The 15,556-nt window shown below is 58.1% G+C and carries 17 protein-coding genes, 1 tRNA gene, 1 pseudogene and 2 riboswitches; of the genes and pseudogenes, 10 read left to right on the forward strand and 9 right to left on the reverse strand.

The annotated features are described in order from the left end of the window. Window positions 1–58: 58 nt before the first annotated feature. From ACR0I0_RS15030 to ACR0I0_RS15050, 5 genes are read left to right on the forward strand one after another with little or no spacing between them, the layout of a single operon-like run. Entirely contained in the window at window positions 59–1,390 is a 1,332-nt protein-coding gene (locus ACR0I0_RS15030) for an NAD(P)/FAD-dependent oxidoreductase (protein ID WP_480492061.1), read from the forward strand. After that, window positions 1,344–1,889 (forward strand): chalcone isomerase family protein, encoded by a 546-nt coding sequence (locus tag ACR0I0_RS15035; RefSeq protein ID WP_171637459.1) that lies wholly within the window; start codon window positions 1,344–1,346, stop codon window positions 1,887–1,889. Before ACR0I0_RS15030 ends, ACR0I0_RS15035 begins: the two co-directional genes overlap by 47 nt. Continuing rightward, the gene (locus tag ACR0I0_RS15040) at window positions 1,889–3,112 is read left to right on the forward strand and encodes an MFS transporter (RefSeq protein WP_171637460.1); all 1,224 of its coding nucleotides are present in this window, start codon (window positions 1,889–1,891) and stop codon (window positions 3,110–3,112) included. The genes ACR0I0_RS15035 and ACR0I0_RS15040 overlap by 1 nt, the downstream gene beginning before the upstream one ends. After that, window positions 3,109–3,726 carry a DUF3833 domain-containing protein gene (locus ACR0I0_RS15045; protein ID WP_171724744.1) on the forward strand — a complete coding sequence of 206 codons (618 nt, stop codon included), beginning with the start codon at window positions 3,109–3,111 and terminating at the stop codon, window positions 3,724–3,726. Before ACR0I0_RS15040 ends, ACR0I0_RS15045 begins: the two co-directional genes overlap by 4 nt. Next, entirely contained in the window at window positions 3,723–4,265 is a 543-nt protein-coding gene (locus ACR0I0_RS15050) for a DUF3833 family protein (RefSeq protein WP_171637464.1), read from the forward strand. The genes ACR0I0_RS15045 and ACR0I0_RS15050 overlap by 4 nt, the downstream gene beginning before the upstream one ends. Window positions 4,266–4,294: 29 nt before the next feature. Here ACR0I0_RS15050 and ACR0I0_RS15055 read toward each other — a convergent pair whose 3' ends face one another. Further along, a complete protein-coding gene (locus ACR0I0_RS15055) occupies window positions 4,295–4,519 on the reverse strand; it encodes a hypothetical protein (RefSeq protein ID WP_152459486.1) in 225 nt (74 codons plus the stop codon). Between the two features lie 301 nt (window positions 4,520–4,820). Continuing rightward, window positions 4,821–4,973, reverse strand: a pseudogene (locus tag ACR0I0_RS15060) (IS5/IS1182 family transposase); the annotation flags it as partial. A 73-nt stretch (window positions 4,974–5,046) separates the two neighbouring features. After that, window positions 5,047–5,250: riboswitch (cobalamin riboswitch) on the forward strand. An 82-nt stretch (window positions 5,251–5,332) separates the two neighbouring features. On the opposite strand from ACR0I0_RS15060, the gene ACR0I0_RS15065 reads away from it, so the two are divergent. Beyond that, on the forward strand, window positions 5,333–6,586 hold the full coding sequence (locus ACR0I0_RS15065) for an aromatic ring-hydroxylating oxygenase subunit alpha (RefSeq protein WP_480492064.1): 1,254 nt from the start codon (window positions 5,333–5,335) through the stop codon (window positions 6,584–6,586). 5 nt (window positions 6,587–6,591) lie between these two features. After that, on the forward strand, window positions 6,592–7,674 hold the full coding sequence (locus ACR0I0_RS15070) for an FAD-binding oxidoreductase (RefSeq protein WP_480492066.1): 1,083 nt from the start codon (window positions 6,592–6,594) through the stop codon (window positions 7,672–7,674). Between the two features lie 16 nt (window positions 7,675–7,690). Here ACR0I0_RS15070 and ACR0I0_RS15075 read toward each other — a convergent pair whose 3' ends face one another. Continuing rightward, complete coding sequence (locus tag ACR0I0_RS15075) at window positions 7,691–7,966, reverse strand: hypothetical protein (protein WP_209835156.1); 276 nt, start codon at window positions 7,964–7,966, stop codon at window positions 7,691–7,693. Between the two features lie 83 nt (window positions 7,967–8,049). Next, window positions 8,050–8,125: transfer RNA gene (locus ACR0I0_RS15080), tRNA-Lys, on the reverse strand. Between the two features lie 210 nt (window positions 8,126–8,335). On the opposite strand from ACR0I0_RS15080, the gene dapF reads away from it, so the two are divergent. Then, the gene (gene dapF, locus ACR0I0_RS15085; RefSeq protein ID WP_480492068.1) at window positions 8,336–9,178 is read left to right on the forward strand and encodes a diaminopimelate epimerase; all 843 of its coding nucleotides are present in this window, start codon (window positions 8,336–8,338) and stop codon (window positions 9,176–9,178) included. Further along, window positions 9,175–10,431: a tRNA (N(6)-L-threonylcarbamoyladenosine(37)-C(2))-methylthiotransferase MtaB gene (gene mtaB / locus ACR0I0_RS15090; protein ID WP_209835146.1), complete on the forward strand. Its 1,257-nt coding sequence runs from the start codon at window positions 9,175–9,177 to the stop codon at window positions 10,429–10,431. Before dapF ends, mtaB begins: the two co-directional genes overlap by 4 nt. Window positions 10,432–10,453: 22 nt before the next feature. Here the strand turns inward: mtaB and ACR0I0_RS15095 are convergent, their stop codons facing one another. The 4 genes from ACR0I0_RS15095 to petA all read right to left on the reverse strand — a co-directional run bounded on the left by ACR0I0_RS15095 (window position 10,454) and on the right by petA (window position 13,755). After that, window positions 10,454–10,870: a nuclear transport factor 2 family protein gene (locus ACR0I0_RS15095; RefSeq protein ID WP_480486281.1), complete on the reverse strand. Its 417-nt coding sequence runs from the start codon at window positions 10,868–10,870 to the stop codon at window positions 10,454–10,456. Between the two features lie 150 nt (window positions 10,871–11,020). After that, entirely contained in the window at window positions 11,021–11,806 is a 786-nt protein-coding gene (locus tag ACR0I0_RS15100; protein WP_171638459.1) for a cytochrome c1, read from the reverse strand. A 17-nt stretch (window positions 11,807–11,823) separates the two neighbouring features. After that, on the reverse strand, window positions 11,824–13,155 hold the full coding sequence (gene petB, locus ACR0I0_RS15105; protein ID WP_171638457.1) for a cytochrome b: 1,332 nt from the start codon (window positions 13,153–13,155) through the stop codon (window positions 11,824–11,826). A gap of 15 nt (window positions 13,156–13,170) precedes the next feature. Beyond that, complete coding sequence (petA, locus tag ACR0I0_RS15110; protein WP_152459513.1) at window positions 13,171–13,755, reverse strand: ubiquinol-cytochrome c reductase iron-sulfur subunit; 585 nt, start codon at window positions 13,753–13,755, stop codon at window positions 13,171–13,173. 461 nt (window positions 13,756–14,216) lie between these two features. Between petA and ACR0I0_RS15115 the strand changes: the two genes are divergently transcribed. Then, complete coding sequence (locus ACR0I0_RS15115) at window positions 14,217–14,663, forward strand: c-type cytochrome (protein ID WP_171638455.1); 447 nt, start codon at window positions 14,217–14,219, stop codon at window positions 14,661–14,663. Window positions 14,664–14,682: 19 nt separating this feature from the next. Here the strand turns inward: ACR0I0_RS15115 and ACR0I0_RS15120 are convergent, their stop codons facing one another. Then, the gene (locus tag ACR0I0_RS15120) at window positions 14,683–15,294 is read right to left on the reverse strand and encodes an FMN-binding negative transcriptional regulator (protein ID WP_480492071.1); all 612 of its coding nucleotides are present in this window, start codon (window positions 15,292–15,294) and stop codon (window positions 14,683–14,685) included. 54 nt (window positions 15,295–15,348) lie between these two features. After that, a riboswitch (FMN riboswitch) is annotated at window positions 15,349–15,548 on the forward strand. Window positions 15,549–15,556 lie beyond the last annotated feature (8 nt).

Genomic DNA, 15,556 nt, shown 5'->3' on the forward strand with positions numbered 1-15,556 from the left:
GATCCACTTGTGCCTACCCTGCGTATCTTCTTGTAAACTGTCACATAAAGAGGCTGGAATGTTCGACGAACCCCGGGGTGTACGGAAAAAAATCGCGATTGTAGGTGCAGGCATTTCGGGTCTTTCCGCCGCTTACTATCTTTCAAAAAACAACGACGTGACAGTCTATGAGGCCGAGCCTCGGCTTGGTGGCCATGCCCGCACGGTGATGGCCGGAAAGAACGGGGATCAACCGGTCGATACGGGCTTTATCGTGTTCAACTATGCGACATATCCCTACCTGACCCGGCTGTTTGATGAGCTCGGCGTGCCCGTGATCGAAAGCGAGATGAGCTTTGGCGCGACAATCGACAATGGCCGCATTGAATACGGGTTGAACAATCTGCGCACACTGACCGCTCAAAAGCGCAATCTGGCGCGTCCGGCTTACTATAAGATGATCGCTGATATTCTGCGGTTTGGCAAAGAAGCCCCCGAAGCCGCCAAGGACGATGACACCACGATTGGCGAATTGGTGGACCAGCTGCGGCTGGGTCACTGGTTCCGGCACAATTATCTGATGCCGATGTGCGGTGCCATCTGGTCTACGCCGGTCGAGTTCGTGGATCAGTTCCCCGCACGCTCTTTGGTACAGTTTTTCCGCAATCACGCTTTGCTGGCAAGAGGTCGCGCAAACCAGCATCAATGGTACACGGTCAAAGGCGGCAGCATAGAGTATGTCCGCCGGATCGACGCAGCCCTTCGTGCGCGGGGGGCAGAAATACGTCTGGCCAGCCCCGTTCAGAATATATCCCGTGACGAGATGGGCATCACCATCCACAGCCAGGGCGCCGTGGATCAGTTCGATGAAATCATCCTGGCCACCCATTCGGACCAGTCGCTTGCCATTTTAGGTGATGGCGCGACCCCCGCGGAAGCCGCTGCATTGGGCGCAATCCGCTACCAGCCCAATATGGCCATATTGCATTGTGACCCAGGTCAGATGCCAAAGCGGCGCGCCTGTTGGTCAAGCTGGACCTATCGATCGCAAGCCGGAGACGTGGGGGTAACCTACTGGATGAACCGGCTTCAGAACATTCCGGACAGTGACCCGCTGTTTGTAACGCTGAACGCTTCATCAGAAATTCCCGCGGAAAAGATCTATGACAAAGTCGAATTTGCCCATCCGGTCTTCGACAAGGCCGCGCTGAAGGCGCAAGGGCAAATCCGCGAAATGCAGGGACAGAACCGAACCTGGTTTGCCGGTGCTTACAACCGGCACGGATTTCACGAAGACGGGATAGCCAGCGCGATGCATGTCGTTGCTCGAATAAATGGTGCCCCGCAAACCATCGGAGCTGATAATGGCATTCTTGGGAAAGACCCGGCCCTATCTGTTGCCGCAGAATAAGGCGATATGGCGCACAGCGTTTCTTGCACTTTCCTTGCTGATCCCCAATGGGCTGATCGCATCGCCGGTCACGGAAGAACTGAACGGTGCCCAACTGCGCGGAACCGCGACGTTCCGGTATCTGGGTTTGCCGATCTATGACGCCAAACTCTATACGCCCAAAGGTGCGCCGTTCAGTTGGAGCGAAGATATCGCCCTGCAACTGACTTATCGCAAGAACATCAAGAAGAAAGCGTTGGTCAATTCGACGCTTGACGAGATGGACCGCATCGGCCGTTCAGCACCGGTTCGCGACCAACTGAACCGGTGTTTCAAAGCCGTGGCAAAAGGGGACAGCTATCTGGCGGTTTCTGATGGTCCCGACAAGGTCAGTTTCTGGTTGAACGGGCAAAAGACGTGCACCATGGCGCATCCGGGCATCAAGCGCAGTTTCATGTCTGTATTCTTGGGAGACAACACGAGGTCCGCGTCCTTCACGCGCAGGCTACAGGGGCGGTGATGCTCTATCCCCGGGTCAGTCTCTATGCGCTGATGCTCGCTGCGGCGGGTATCCCGCTTTATATCCACTTGCCGCGCTTTGCAGCCGTGAACCTGGGTATTGGCCTTGGGGTCATTGGTACGGTGCTGCTGGTGATCCGTTTGGTGGATCTGGTGCAGGATCCGCTGATCGGTTGGGCAATCGACCGATGGCCCGGCGGCCAGCTTGCATTTGCCGCGATGGCGGCTTTGGGGCTGGCGATCGGGTTTCCCCTGCTTTTCAATCTGCCGCAGGGTGCCAGCGTGCCGGAACTGGTCGCGATCCTGATCTTGCTGTTCTCGGCATACAGCCTGGGAACCATCCTTCTGTATGGTCGCAGCGCAACTCTGGCGAAGCGAACCGATCCGAAAGAGCTGATGACACTGGCCGCCTATCGTGAAGGCGGGCAGTTGACCGGAGTGGTCATCGCAGCCAGCGCTCCGGCCCTGTTGGTTGCTTTCGGGGCACACTCCCAAGGCTACCCCGCATTCGGCGCGTTCCTGGGGCTTCTGTCCGTTGTGACCCTGATACTGACGATCCCGATCTGGCGACGCAGACCGATCACCGGATCAGGCCTGTCCTTTGCGGGTCTGGGTCAGGCCGGTGGCTTGCGCCTTCTTGCGCTGGCTTTGGTCAACAGCCTCCCGGTTGCCATAACCTCCACCCTGTTTCTGTTTTTTGTGGAAGACCGGCTGCAACTGCCGGGCAAGGCGGGTCCTTTGTTGATCCTGTTCTTCCTGAGCGCAGGCGCGAGCGTTCCGCTGTGGGCAAAGCTCAGTAACAAAATTGGCCCGAAACAGACTCTGATTATCGCCATGCCGCTCTCGATCGCCGGCTTTATCGGCGCTGCCACACTGAGTTCAGGAAACCTTGCGGGTTTTGCAATGATCTGTCTCGCCTCGGGCGCGGCGTTGGGCGCGGATATGGTCGTGTTGCCTGCGATGTTCTCGATCGTCCTTACCCGGGCCGGGCTGAACGCATCAGCCGCGTTTGGCATCTGGTCCTTCGCTGGCAAACTGGGCCTCGCCCTGGCTGCCTTTTTCACTCTGCCGCTGCTGGAACGCAGCGGTTTCACCCCCGGTCAAACCAATTCAGCACAGGCTCTGGATACACTCAATCTTGCCTATGCGGTGCTGCCCTGCATCCTGAAAGTCGGAGCGTTCGGGATGGTGTTGACCCTGCCCACCGAGGTCACAAGCAAATGAACGCTTTCAGCATCATCCTTCTGGTCCTTCTGACCGCCGTCTTCATCCGTGCAAGGCTGCTGAGCTTTCGCGCGCAATCGCCGTCCGATTACAGTGGCACCGGGCCAAATTTTTCGCTGAAAAAACACCTGAACGGAGAGATCTTGTCCGAAGGCCTGATCTATGGCCCCAACGGCAAAATGTCGAACAGCTTTGTCGCGCGCATGTCCGGCGAATGGCAAGGCAACTCGGGCACGCTGACCGAGTACTTCACCTATTCCAACGGAAAACAGATGACCCGCAAATGGTACCTGACGCTGGGAACTGGCAACACATTCACGGCAATGGCGGATGATATCGTGGGCGAAGGTCGGGGCATTATCTCGGGGTCCACGGTAAAACTGACCTATCGTATCATTCTGCCAGATGACGCTGGTGGACACACACTGGATGTCACCGATTGGATGTACCTGACAGAAACCGGCGTCATCATGAATCGGTCCGAGATGCGCAAGTTTGGCGTCAAGGTCGCGGAACTGATCGCCACAATGCGTCCAAGCCCCAGATCGAAACCGATGCATCCAAGTGGGTCAAACGGGTATGACGCGACTTTGGAAGGGAAGCCGTTGCAATGATCACCTTTCGCTCTTTCATCGCCTGCATTGCCATCGCAAGCCTTACACTTCTGGCGGCCTGCTCCAGCAAACCGAAGGTACCAAAAACGTTTCTGTCGGACCGGCAGTTGAACCTGGAAGAGTTTTTTGAGGGTAAAACAGTGGCCTACGGTCAGTTTCAGGATGTTCTGGGAAATATCCCCCGCAGATTCACGGTTGATATCGACGGAACATGGGACGGCGAAACCCTGACCCTGGTCGAAGACTTCGTCTACGACGATGGCGCGACGGAACAACGCATCTGGACATTGACCAAAACCGGAGAGGATACGTGGACCGGTACGGCGCCTGGCGTGCTGGGCACCGCCAGCGGGATTGAACGCGGGGATACGTTCAACTGGAAATACAAGATCGACCTGCCGATCAAGGACGGGACCATGCGTGTCAAATTCGACGACTGGATGTGGCTGCTGGATGACGACCGTCTGCTGAACCGCGCGTATGTCTCACGCTATGGCGTCCGTCTGGGTGAAGTCATCCTGTTCTTCGAGAAGAAATAGGGCCGTCAGGCCCGGTTTCATCACAAAAGTCAGTAGAAAATAAACTCGTCCACCAATGCTGTCGTCGATCCCTTGACCTCACCGGCCGTGTTTGCCCTTGGCCCGTCCGAGGCTGCGCCCTCGGCGCGTTCGCCGCCCTCGACCTTCAAGCGCGCGCGTTCTATCTGCCCCCAGAGGAAAAACAGACCATCCCGTTTTCCCATGAGGCGCGAAGGAACTGTTGTCCGCAAAACACCTGTTTTCGGTTTTGGCATCTGCTCTCTTACTGCCTCCGGTGTTTTCCACCATTTTCGGAAAACGTAATGGTTTTTCCCGAAAAAGACAATTTTTTATGGACAAAATGAGGTTTTCTACCGTCCGTTGACAGGATGGACTGACAACTCTCGCATGACGGATATTCGCCTTCTTCACCTGCCTCATGGCAAGCCAGCACTATCCCAAACGGATCAACTTCACCCAAAAGGGTTTGCTGCAAACCTCCTTCACTTGGCCTGACTCTCTCTTTTCCAGCCATGCTCAGGCGACGTGCAGCGTTTCGTTTCTGAGCAGAGCAGCCGGGCCTTCGCTGTCACGGCTGGGGGACAATTTGACGGCGCGGATGTCAGACGTGGCCGCATCCATCGCAAAGCCCACTGGCCCCTGCAGAACGCCGTGCTGGCGGGCTTGCCATGCCCCTGTGCCAAGGACCGTGATCCCGGCGCCGTCCACTCAACCGGAAAATTTCCATGTCTGTTTTGAAACCGGAAATGTCGCAAGCATTTCAGCGCCCAAGCAGGTAGAAAGTAGGCTGCCATCGTGAGGTGCCGCTGTTTGATTCTCAGACCGCGGAGAATTGGGAAGCCGGTGGAATTCCGGCGCTGCCCCCGCAACGGTAAGGAAGGTCAGGTTCGACAATCAACCACTGGGACGAGGATCCCGGGAAGGTGTCGCAACCGGGTGCAAGCCCCTTTCAAGTCCGGAAACCAGCCTTGCAGATATGTCAAACCGCGGGTGGCGGTGGGGACACGGGTTTCGGACGTGGTCCTCGCGCGCCTCCGGACGGTTCCTCCCTGTCATCTGCCCAAGCAATGCCGCGGGGCGCGGCAGGAGAGCCAGAAGTGAACAATGTCCAAAACCTGTTGGCGCGTCGAATCCCGGGCTATGCTCTGGAACGGGCCTTTTACACCGACCCCGAGATCTTTCAGACCGACCTGGAAACCATCCACTATCGCGAATGGCTCTTTGCCATTCCGGCCTGTGAACTGGTGAAAGCCGGCGACTATGTAACGTACAACGTGGGTGCCTATCGCGTGATCATCGTGCGCGGCGCCGACAACCAGATCCGGGCGTTTCACAACACCTGCCGCCATCGCGGCTCGATCATATGCAAGGCAGCAAAAGGCAACGCGCCGAAGCTGGTTTGCCCGTATCACCAATGGACCTACGAGCTTGACGGCTCTTTGCTGTGGGCCCGCGACATGGGGCCGGAGTTTGATCCCAGACAGCATGGTTTGAAGACGGTTCATTGCCGCGAGCTTGCCGGGTTGGTCTATATCTGTCTGGCGGATGTCGCCCCGGATTTTGACACGTTTGCCAATATCGCGCGCCCGTATCTTGAGCCGCATGATCTTGCGAATGCCAAGGTCGCATTCGAAAGCTCGATCATCGAGAACGGCAACTGGAAACTGGTCTGGGAAAACAATCGCGAGTGCTATCACTGCGGCGGCAACCACCCTGCGCTGTGCCGGACCTTCCCTGATGATCCGGGCGTGACGGGGATCGAAGGCGGTGAAACCCCAGCCTATATGCAAGCCCATTTCGACAGGTGCCAGTCAGCGGGTATGCCATCGCAGTTCTATCTGCACGAGGACGGCCAATTCCGTCTGGCGCGGATGCCGCTGAAAGAAGGCGCCGAGAGCTATACGATGGACAGGAAATCCGCCGTGCGCCGCTGGTTGGGCCGGTCGCCCTTTGCGGATGCGGGATCGCTTTTGAAGTTCCACTATCCGACCACGTGGAACCACTTTCTTGCCGATCACTCGATTGTTTTCCGTGTTACGCCGATCAGCCCGACAGAGACCGAGGTCACGACCAAATGGCTGGTCAACAAGGATGCGGTTGAAGGCGTTGACTACGACGTGAAACGCCTGACCGAAGTCTGGGTCGCCACGAATGACGAAGACCGTCAGGTGGTCGAGGACAACCAGCAGGGCATCAACAGCCCGGCCTATGTGCCCGGCCCGTATTCAGCCATTCAGGAATCCGGCGTACTGCAATTCGTGGATTGGTATTGCAGCACAGTGTCGGCCCGCCTGACCCCTGACTACATGGCGGCGGAGTAAGTCTGATGAAAGATCTGGACACGCTTTCATCAGCCGTTTGGCAGGATGGAGAGATGCTGGAATGTGTCTCGGTCGTGCCCGAGATGCCGAACACCGCCAGCTTTTCGTTCCGAGCCCCCTCGGGGGCGCAGTTCGCCTATCACCCCGGTCAGTTCCTGACGCTCGAGATTCCGGCGCCCGGCCAGCCCGGGGGAGTCGTGTATCGCACCTACACAATCTCATCGTCGCCATCGCGGCCGCGGTCGATCACCATCACCGCCAAAGCGCAACCCGACAGTATCGGCACGCGCTGGATGCTGGACAATCTTCAACCCGGCATGCGGCTCAAGGCCGTTGGGCCTGCGGGCCTGTTCACCAACGCACTGAGCGATGCGCGCAAGTTCCTGTTTATCTCGGCTGGCTCAGGCATCACACCGATGATGTCAATGACCACCTGCATGTGGGACGAAGGCCGCGATCTGGACGTTGTCTTCATCAACTGCGCCAAGCGGCCATCCGAGATTATCTTCCGCCAGCGCTTGGAACAGATGGCCAGCCGCACGGATGGTTTGGACCTGAAATTCGTTGTGGAAGAGCCGGACCGCTACCGCCCATGGACGGGATATCAGGGTCAGTTCAACCAATTGATGCTGGGCCTGATGGCGCCGGATTACCTTGAGCGCGAAGTCTATTGCTGCGGTCCCGAGCCCTTCATGCAAGCGGTGCGCGACGCGCTGGCCGGTCTTGGTTTTGATATGGACAACTATTATCAGGAAAGCTTCGGCGCGCCGGTGGAAACCGAGGCGGATCAGCCCGAGTTGGATGACGTTGTTCTGGACGACGACAGCAGCGCCGAAATCCTGTTCGCGACCTCGGGCGTAACGGCCAAGGTTGCCGAGACCGACACGGTGCTTGCCGCCGCCCGCTCGGTTGGCCTGAACATTCCGTCAGGCTGTACCTTCGGCGTGTGCGGTACCTGCAAGGTCAAGAAAACTGCTGGCGAGGTCCACATGGTCCACAACGGAGGGATCTCGGAAGACGACATCGACGCGGGGTACATTCTGGCCTGCTGCTCGAACCCGATCGGCAAGGTCGAAGTCGAGGTTTAGGTGCTTCGCATCCCGATCAAAGCCGCAGCGTGGCTGACACCCGCTGCGGCTTTCGGCGCGTTTTTTCTGCCCGTTGCAGAATCCGGGCCAGATTGGGTCGCCGGATGTCCGGCACTTTCAGAACTTTGTCATCTTCACGCAGAACCAGCTGCCCGTCTGCTCTGGGTTTCGACATGTGCGAGGCGTGGACCTCTTCCATCGCATCCCGCTTGATACCATGCTGGCCGAATTCGAGATTTGTTCCGCCGAGGTCGTGTTGGATGGCACAAAGCGTGTCCGGCACCTCGATCAAGCCCGTGGCTTCGACCGTCGTTCACAGCTGGGCCAAACACAAGCAGTTCGCTGTAAGCCAAGATCATAGTCCATGGAAAAAAGTGGTGAGCCGTGCAGGATTCGAACCTGCGACCCACTGATTAAAAGTCAGTTGCTCTACCAACTGAGCTAACGGCCCACTCTTTTGTTGGATCTGTTGATCCGTGGCGCTCTTTACGGCAATTCCCCGACCGGGTTCAAGCCCTTATTTTGCGCCTCGTTTCGCCGTAACAACGCGTGTTTCCGGCAACCCGATAGGCGGCCTAATTAGGCAGGTGGCGCTGGAGGGTCAACCCCTTTTTTGAGGAATCTTCGCGACAGGGTGGATTCATGTTCGGACCGACGTTATATGCCCGCCATGCAACAGAGACTCGACACCGGACTGCCCTTCATAAAGATGCACGGGCTGGGCAATGACTTTGTCATTGTTGACGCACGCGCACAGGAGGCCCCGATCACGCCGACGCTGGCCCGGGGAATCGGGCATCGGCAATTTGGAGTGGGATTCGATCAGTTGGCCGTTATCGAAAAGGGTGAAGCCGACGCGCATCTGGTGTTCTACAATTCCGATGGATCAACTTCTGCCGCCTGCGGCAACGCCACCCGCTGTATTGCACGGTTGCTTATGGATGAGACGGGTCGCTCTGCCCTCAAGCTCACCACGGAACGGGGAACCCTTCATGCGCGGGATGCCGGCGATGGGCTCACCTCGGTCAACATGGGGCACCCGCAGCTGGACTGGCGCGAAGTTCCTCTTGCAGAAGAGATGGACACGCTGGAATTGCCGATCGAAGGCACCCCGACGGCAACGGGAATGGGAAACCCGCATTGCACGTTCTTCGTTGACAACGCCGAAGCGATCCCGTTGGCAGAATTCGGCGCGCGTTACGAATACCACCCGCTTTATCCCGAACGCACTAATGTCCAGGTGGCCCAGGTCATTGGCCCGGATCACATCCGTATGCGCGTCTGGGAGCGCGGAGTAGGCATCACTCTGGCATCTGGGTCTTCGTCCTGTGCAACGGCCGTGGCTGCCGCGCGACGGGGGCTGACCGGGCGCAAGGCGCGGATTGATTTGGATGGTGGCACGCTTTGGGTCGACTGGCGCGACGATGGTGTCTGGATGACCGGCCCGACATGTCACGTTTTCTCTGGCACTCTGACGCCTGAATTTCTGAGGTCGCTGGGATGAACCCGCCCAAGTTCACCACGTTGGGCTGCCGCCTGAATGCCTATGAAACTGAGGCGATGAAAGAACTGTCGCAACAGGCCGGTCTGACAGACGCTGTGGTGGTGAACACATGCGCCGTGACGGCTGAGGCCGTGCGCAAGGCCCGGCAGGAAATCCGCAAGCTACGGCGCGAGAATCCGAATGCCCGCCTGATCGTCACAGGCTGTGCCGCCCAGACCGAGCCCGAAACCTTTGCGCAGATGGACGAGGTCGATGCGGTCATCGGTAACACTGAAAAGATGCAGCCCGAGACCTGGCAAGGCATGGCGACTGATTTCATCGGTCAGACCGAGGCGGTGCAGGTGGATGACATCATGTCGGTCACCGAAACGGCCGGCCATCTGATCGACGGATTCGGCACCCGCTCGCGCGCCTATGTGCAGGTCCAGAACGGTTGTGACCACCGCTGTACCTTCTGCATCATTCCCTATGGCCGGGGCAACTCGCGCAGCGTGCCGGCCGGTGTGGTGGTGGATCAGATCAAGCGGCTTGTCGACAAGGGCTATAACGAGGTCGTGCTGACCGGGGTCGATCTGACATCCTGGGGCGCCGACCTGCCCGCAAGCCCCAAACTGGGCGATCTTGTCATGCGCATCCTCAAGCTGGTGCCCGACCTGCCGCGCCTGCGCATCAGCTCGATCGATTCGATCGAGGTGGACGAGAATCTGATGCAGGCCATCGCAACCGAGCCGCGCCTGATGCCGCATCTGCACCTGTCGCTTCAGCACGGCGACGATCTGATTCTAAAGCGCATGAAACGCCGCCATCTGCGCGACGACGCCATCCGCTTTACCGAAGAGGCACGCAAGCTGCGCCCCGACATGACCTTTGGTGCGGATATCATCGCAGGCTTCCCGACCGAGTCCGAAGCGCATTTCGAAAACTCGCTGAAGCTGATCAGCGACTGCGACCTGACTTGGCTGCATGTCTTCCCCTATTCCAAGCGTGAAGGCACACCGGCGGCCCGCATACCGCAGCAGGTGAATGGAACGGTCATCAAGGATCGCGCCGCCCGGTTGCGCGCAGCAGGCGACGCTCAGGTCACAAAGCACTTGTCACAACAAATCGGCAAAACCCATCACATCCTGATGGAAAGCCCGCACATGGGCCGAACCGAGCAATTCACCGAAGTGTCCTTTTCGGCCCCCCGGACCGAGGGCGAGATCGTGACGGCGGCAGTCACCGGTCATACTCAAACCCAGCTGATCGCGTGATGGCGTCGGCTGCCGGCGGCATTCATTGCCCGGTCACGGCAGCGAGGGCGGCCGTGTCGTAGAATTCCTGATATTCGCAGACCCGGTCGCCGCAGAACTTGCAAATGACAACGACCGGCGTTTCGACCTTCTGGCCGCTGGCTTTGTGTGTCCAGGCCGTGACGCCCACCCCGACGACCCGGTCGTCCTGGGCTATGGTGTCCTGCAACGTCCAGTGGACCATTTCGAAGGCATCCGTCAATTCCTTCAGATATTGGTGCATCTGACCCTGCCCCTTGCGGGCGCAACTGAAGTCCAGCCCGTTTTTCCCGTCGCCAAGGGACCGGATGCAGATATCGTCGGTCGTGTAGTCGTCCCACATTTTCAGGTTCGAACCCTTGGATTCGTTCCATCTGGAAAAGGCCTCGCGCAGTTTCGCGGCATTCGACAAAGCGTTCATGACAATTCACTCCAAAATGACTTCTACAATGAAACCAGCGTCGTGTTGCACGGGGTTCGCGTCAAGGAACAAGTTGTCGAGCGGTTTCAAAGAAAAAGCCCCGTGCGACGCACGGGGCCTTTTTAATTTTCTTAAACCTACCCTGACGGATCAGGCGGATTTCTTGCCCTTGTGCGGAGCCCACAGGCGCTTGTTGACCAGATAGAGAAGCACCGACAGAACGGTGAGGAAAATCACGCCAACAAAGCCGGCGTTCTTGCGCTCCATCATCTTCGGCTCGGCCGCCCACATCAGGAACGCCGCGACGTCCTCTGACATGTGTTCGACAGAGTTCGAGTGCCCGTCAGCAAACTCGACCTGTTCATCCGCCAGCGGCGGTGCCATCGAAATCCAGCCGCCGGGGAAGGCCTTGTTTTCGTAGAGGACAGTGCCTGCCTCTTCCTTCTCTTCACCAGTATAGCCGTCCAGCAGTGAGGCGATGTACTCGGCTCCGCCCATGCCTTTGACCAGCTGATTGATGCCCAGACCGTAAGGTCCGTGGAAGCCCGCGCGGGCCTTGGCCATCAGGCTCAGGTCCGGCGCGCCGACACCGTTGTTGGCCGGGAAGTGGTCAGTCGGAATCGCCGGGCGGAAGTCGTCCAGCTCGGGGTCAAACACTTCGAAGTTGCCCGCTGCATAAGCGATAACTTCTTCTTCCGAATAGCCCAGCGCTTCCAGATCGCGCAGAGGCACATATTGCAGACCGTGGCAGGCTGCGCAGACCTCGGTATAGATCTGCAGGCCGCGCTGCAGCTGATGCTGGTCCCAGGTACCGAAGGGACCTTCGAACGAGAAGTCGAAGTCTTCGATATGCTGCTCACCCCCACCTGCTGCAATGGATGCAACAGGGGTCAGGGCCAAGGCAAACGCGGCGCCGATTGCAAGTTTCTTGAACATGTTTCCGGTCCCTCTTCTTACTCGGCCGGCGTGGCTTTGGCGTCAGCCTTGCCATAATGCGCGTTGAAGTCTTCTTCGATGGTCTCGGGCTGTGCCAGAGGCTTCTCGATCACTCCGAGGATCGGCAGGATCACGAAGAAATAGGCGAACCAGTAGGCGGACGCGATCAGCGAGAAGGTCGCATAGGGCTCTTCCGCGGGCATCGCACCCAGCCACATCAGGGCAAAGAAGTCGATGACCAGCAGGTAGAACCACCATTTGAACATCGGACGGTACTTGCCCGAACGCACGTTCGAGGTGTCCAGCCAGGGCGCCAGCGCCATGGCCAGGATCGCACCGAACATCGCCAGAACACCGAAGAACTTGGCATCAATGATACCGCCGGTGATGAAGCTGGCGAATTGAACGACCCAGACCTCACCGGTGAACGCGCGCAGGATCGCGTAGAACGGCAGGAAGTACCATTCGGGAACGATGTGTGCAGGTGTCACCAGAGGGTTGGCTTCGATGTAGTTGTCCGGGTGGCCCAGATAGTTCGGCATAAAGCCCACGACGGCCCAGAACACGACCAGGATCACGGCTAGGGCGAAGAGATCCTTGATCACGAAGTACGGCCAGAACGGCAGCGTGTCTTTCTCGGCCTCAGCTTTCGAGCCCCGGCGCACTTCAACACCTGTCGGGTTGTTGTTGCCGGTGGTGTGGAAAGCCCAGATATGCACCACAACCAATGCCGCAATGATAAACGGCAGCAGATAGTGCAACGAGAAGAAGCGGTTCAGCGTGGCGTTATCCACCGCCGGTCCGCCCAGCAGCCAGGTCTGCAGCGCATCACCGACAAACGGGATGGCGCCAAACAGGCCGGTGATCACGGTCGCACCCCAGAAGGACATCTGACCCCAGGGCAGAACATAGCCCATAAAGGCGGTGCCCATCATCATCAGATAGATCAGCATACCGATGATCCACGTGATTTCACGCGGGGCTTTGTACGAGCCGTAGAACAGGCCGCGGAACATGTGGATGTAAACCGCCACAAAGAACAGCGACGCGCCATTCATGTGCAGATAGCGGATAAAGTGACCGCCATTCACGTTGCGCATGATGTGCTCGATGCTGGCAAAGGCCAGATCGACATGCGGGGTATAGTGCATCACCAAAACGATACCGGTGATGATCTGCAGCGCCAGGCAGAACGCCAGAACGATGCCCCAGATCCACCACCAGTTCAGGTTCTTGGGGGTCGGGATCATAAGGGTATCGTACAGCAGGCCGACAATCGGCAGGCGGCTGTTCAGCCACTTCTCGCCGTTTGTCTTCGGCTCGTAATGATCGTGGGGAATTCCGGACATAAGTTTGGGTCTCCCTTAGCCGAGTTTGATTGTGCTGTTGTCCACCCATTCTGCGGGCGGGACAGGCAGGTTCTCAGGCGCGGGGCCTTTACGGATACGACCGGCGAGGTCGTAGTGCGAGCCGTGGCACGGGCAGAACCAGCCACCGAAGTCGCCGGCATCCCCCAGAGGCACACAGCCGAGGTGCGTACAAACGCCCATCTGAACGATCCAAGCACCCGGCGCTTCGCCTTCCGGTGACGGCATGACACGGTTTGCGTCAGTCGCAGGCGCATCTGCGCTAAGGTTGAAGTTGCGTGCCAGCGGATCTGGCAGCGCATCAACACCTTCGGCGTCCTGTTCCTGGGCTTCCTGAATCTCGGCACCGGTGCGGTGACGGACAAAAACGGGTTTTCCCAGCCATTTTACCGTCAGTTGCGTGCCCGGCTCGACGCCGCTCACATCCACACGGATCGAGGACAGCGCCTGAACGTCTGCCGACGGGTTCATTTGGTTGATCAGTGGCCATACGGCTGCACCCGTTGCAACGACACCTGCGCCGCCAGCGACGTAGTACAGGAAATCTCTGCGGGTGCCTTCGTGGTCTTCTGCGTGGGACACGAGGTTATCTCCGATTATCTGGCGCCCGCGGACGGGCAAATAGCTCGCGCACCGCACGAATGCGGTGTCTTAACCGCGCTTACTATCGGGGAGAATAGTGTTCGTCCAGCGTTCATAAACGCGCAATACGCCGCATGTGTCCCTTCATGCACGTGACGAGGGGCTTTTTTTGGTGATTCTCGTCCGCAACTTTACCTGCGGCTTCGAATCAACGGGGATTGATTCGAACTTCGAACTCAGTTTTGCAGGCGAAATCCAGCCCGATTCTGACCACCAGTCGGCCAGTCATTTGAGAGCGTATTCTTGACAATCAGCATCGCGAAGCAGCGATTGTCTGCTGGGTAAATCATATTTGCCAAATAGATGATTTAAATCGAAAATTGAGCGCAATTACACAGTTGCACTTTTTGCGTGAATACCGGACAGCGCAAAAACGCGCGAACTCCTGCAAGGAGACCCCAATGTCAAAAATCACCCTGGCCACTGCGATACTCACATTGGCCCTGTCCTCGCAAACACTTGCGGCAGGTGATCCAGCGAAAGGCGAGGCGATGTACAACCGCTGTTCATCCTGTCATGCGATCATCAAGGACGGCGAAGTACTGGTCAAAGGCGGAATCACCGGCCCGAATCTCTATGGTGTCGTCGGACGTGTCGCCGGGTCCGAAAATGACTATCGCTACGGCAGCGAGCGCCTGCCGGTCGGTATGTTCACCGATGACATGATCCGTGCTGGCGAAGAAGGTCTGATCTGGACCGAAGAAAACATTGCCGCCTATTCCAAAGACCCCATCGGTTTCATCAAAGAGTATCTGGATGACGAAACCGCCCGCCCGAACATGAGCGTCAAGCTCAGGAAAGGCGCGGAAGATATCGCCGCCTATCTGGCAACTTTCAGTTCCGAGTAATCCTGTTTCCCGGTGCTGGTTACGCCTTGTGCATCAAGGCGGCCAGCTGACCGGTTTCACTGCCAAATCCGCCGGGCACTTTGTCGGCAGCAGCGATTCTTGCATCCTCCGGCTTGTTCTGGCCCAGTTTCCAGGTGCCCTGGATATCCTCTACCTGCATCCGGCATGGTACGATCATCCGCATCATTCTGGCCAACGCGTCATTAGACATTTTCCCGGTGACCCATGGCGCTTTGGGCAACAGTCGATCTTCAAAGAATGCCGTTTGTCGATCCAGCAAATCACGCAGCTCGTCCTGCGGGCGCAGTTCAAGCCGTCCGGTCAGGTGCACGGCTACATAGTTCCAAGTCGGAACCTGATCGGCGACACCGTACCAGTCGGGCGAGACATAGCCATCAGGCCCCTGCACCGCGATCCTGACCTCTTTCGGCCCGTGCAGCATACGGACAATCGGGTTTGATCGCACCAGATGAAGATCGACCACCGCACCGTCCTCAGACAGCAGAAAGGGCACGTGACTGATCAATGGCGCGCCGTCGCCGGAAATCGCCAGAACGCCAAAAGCCCGGTCACGGGCGAATTCAATATGACGCGCACGATCCTCGGCGCGGAAGGCTGGATTTGGGTGCATGGGCGACCTCCTGCCAAATCTCTTGCAGATGGGGTTGGTTCTTGGCAAGGTCTGCCTCGTTCTCAGGGCGGGGTGGAATTCCCCACCGGCGGTATGCGGGCCATGACCCGTAAGCCCGCGAGCGGCTCTGCCGTGTCCACGATCCGAACGGCAGGAGCCGGTATTCGGACAAAGTGTGGAACCACGAAAGAGTGTCAGCAGATCTGGTGAGAGGCCAGAGCCGACGGTCAAAGTCCGGATGGAAGAGAACGTGCAAGTCGTG

It is taken from the genome of Ruegeria sp. AG6 (genome assembly GCF_056541565.1).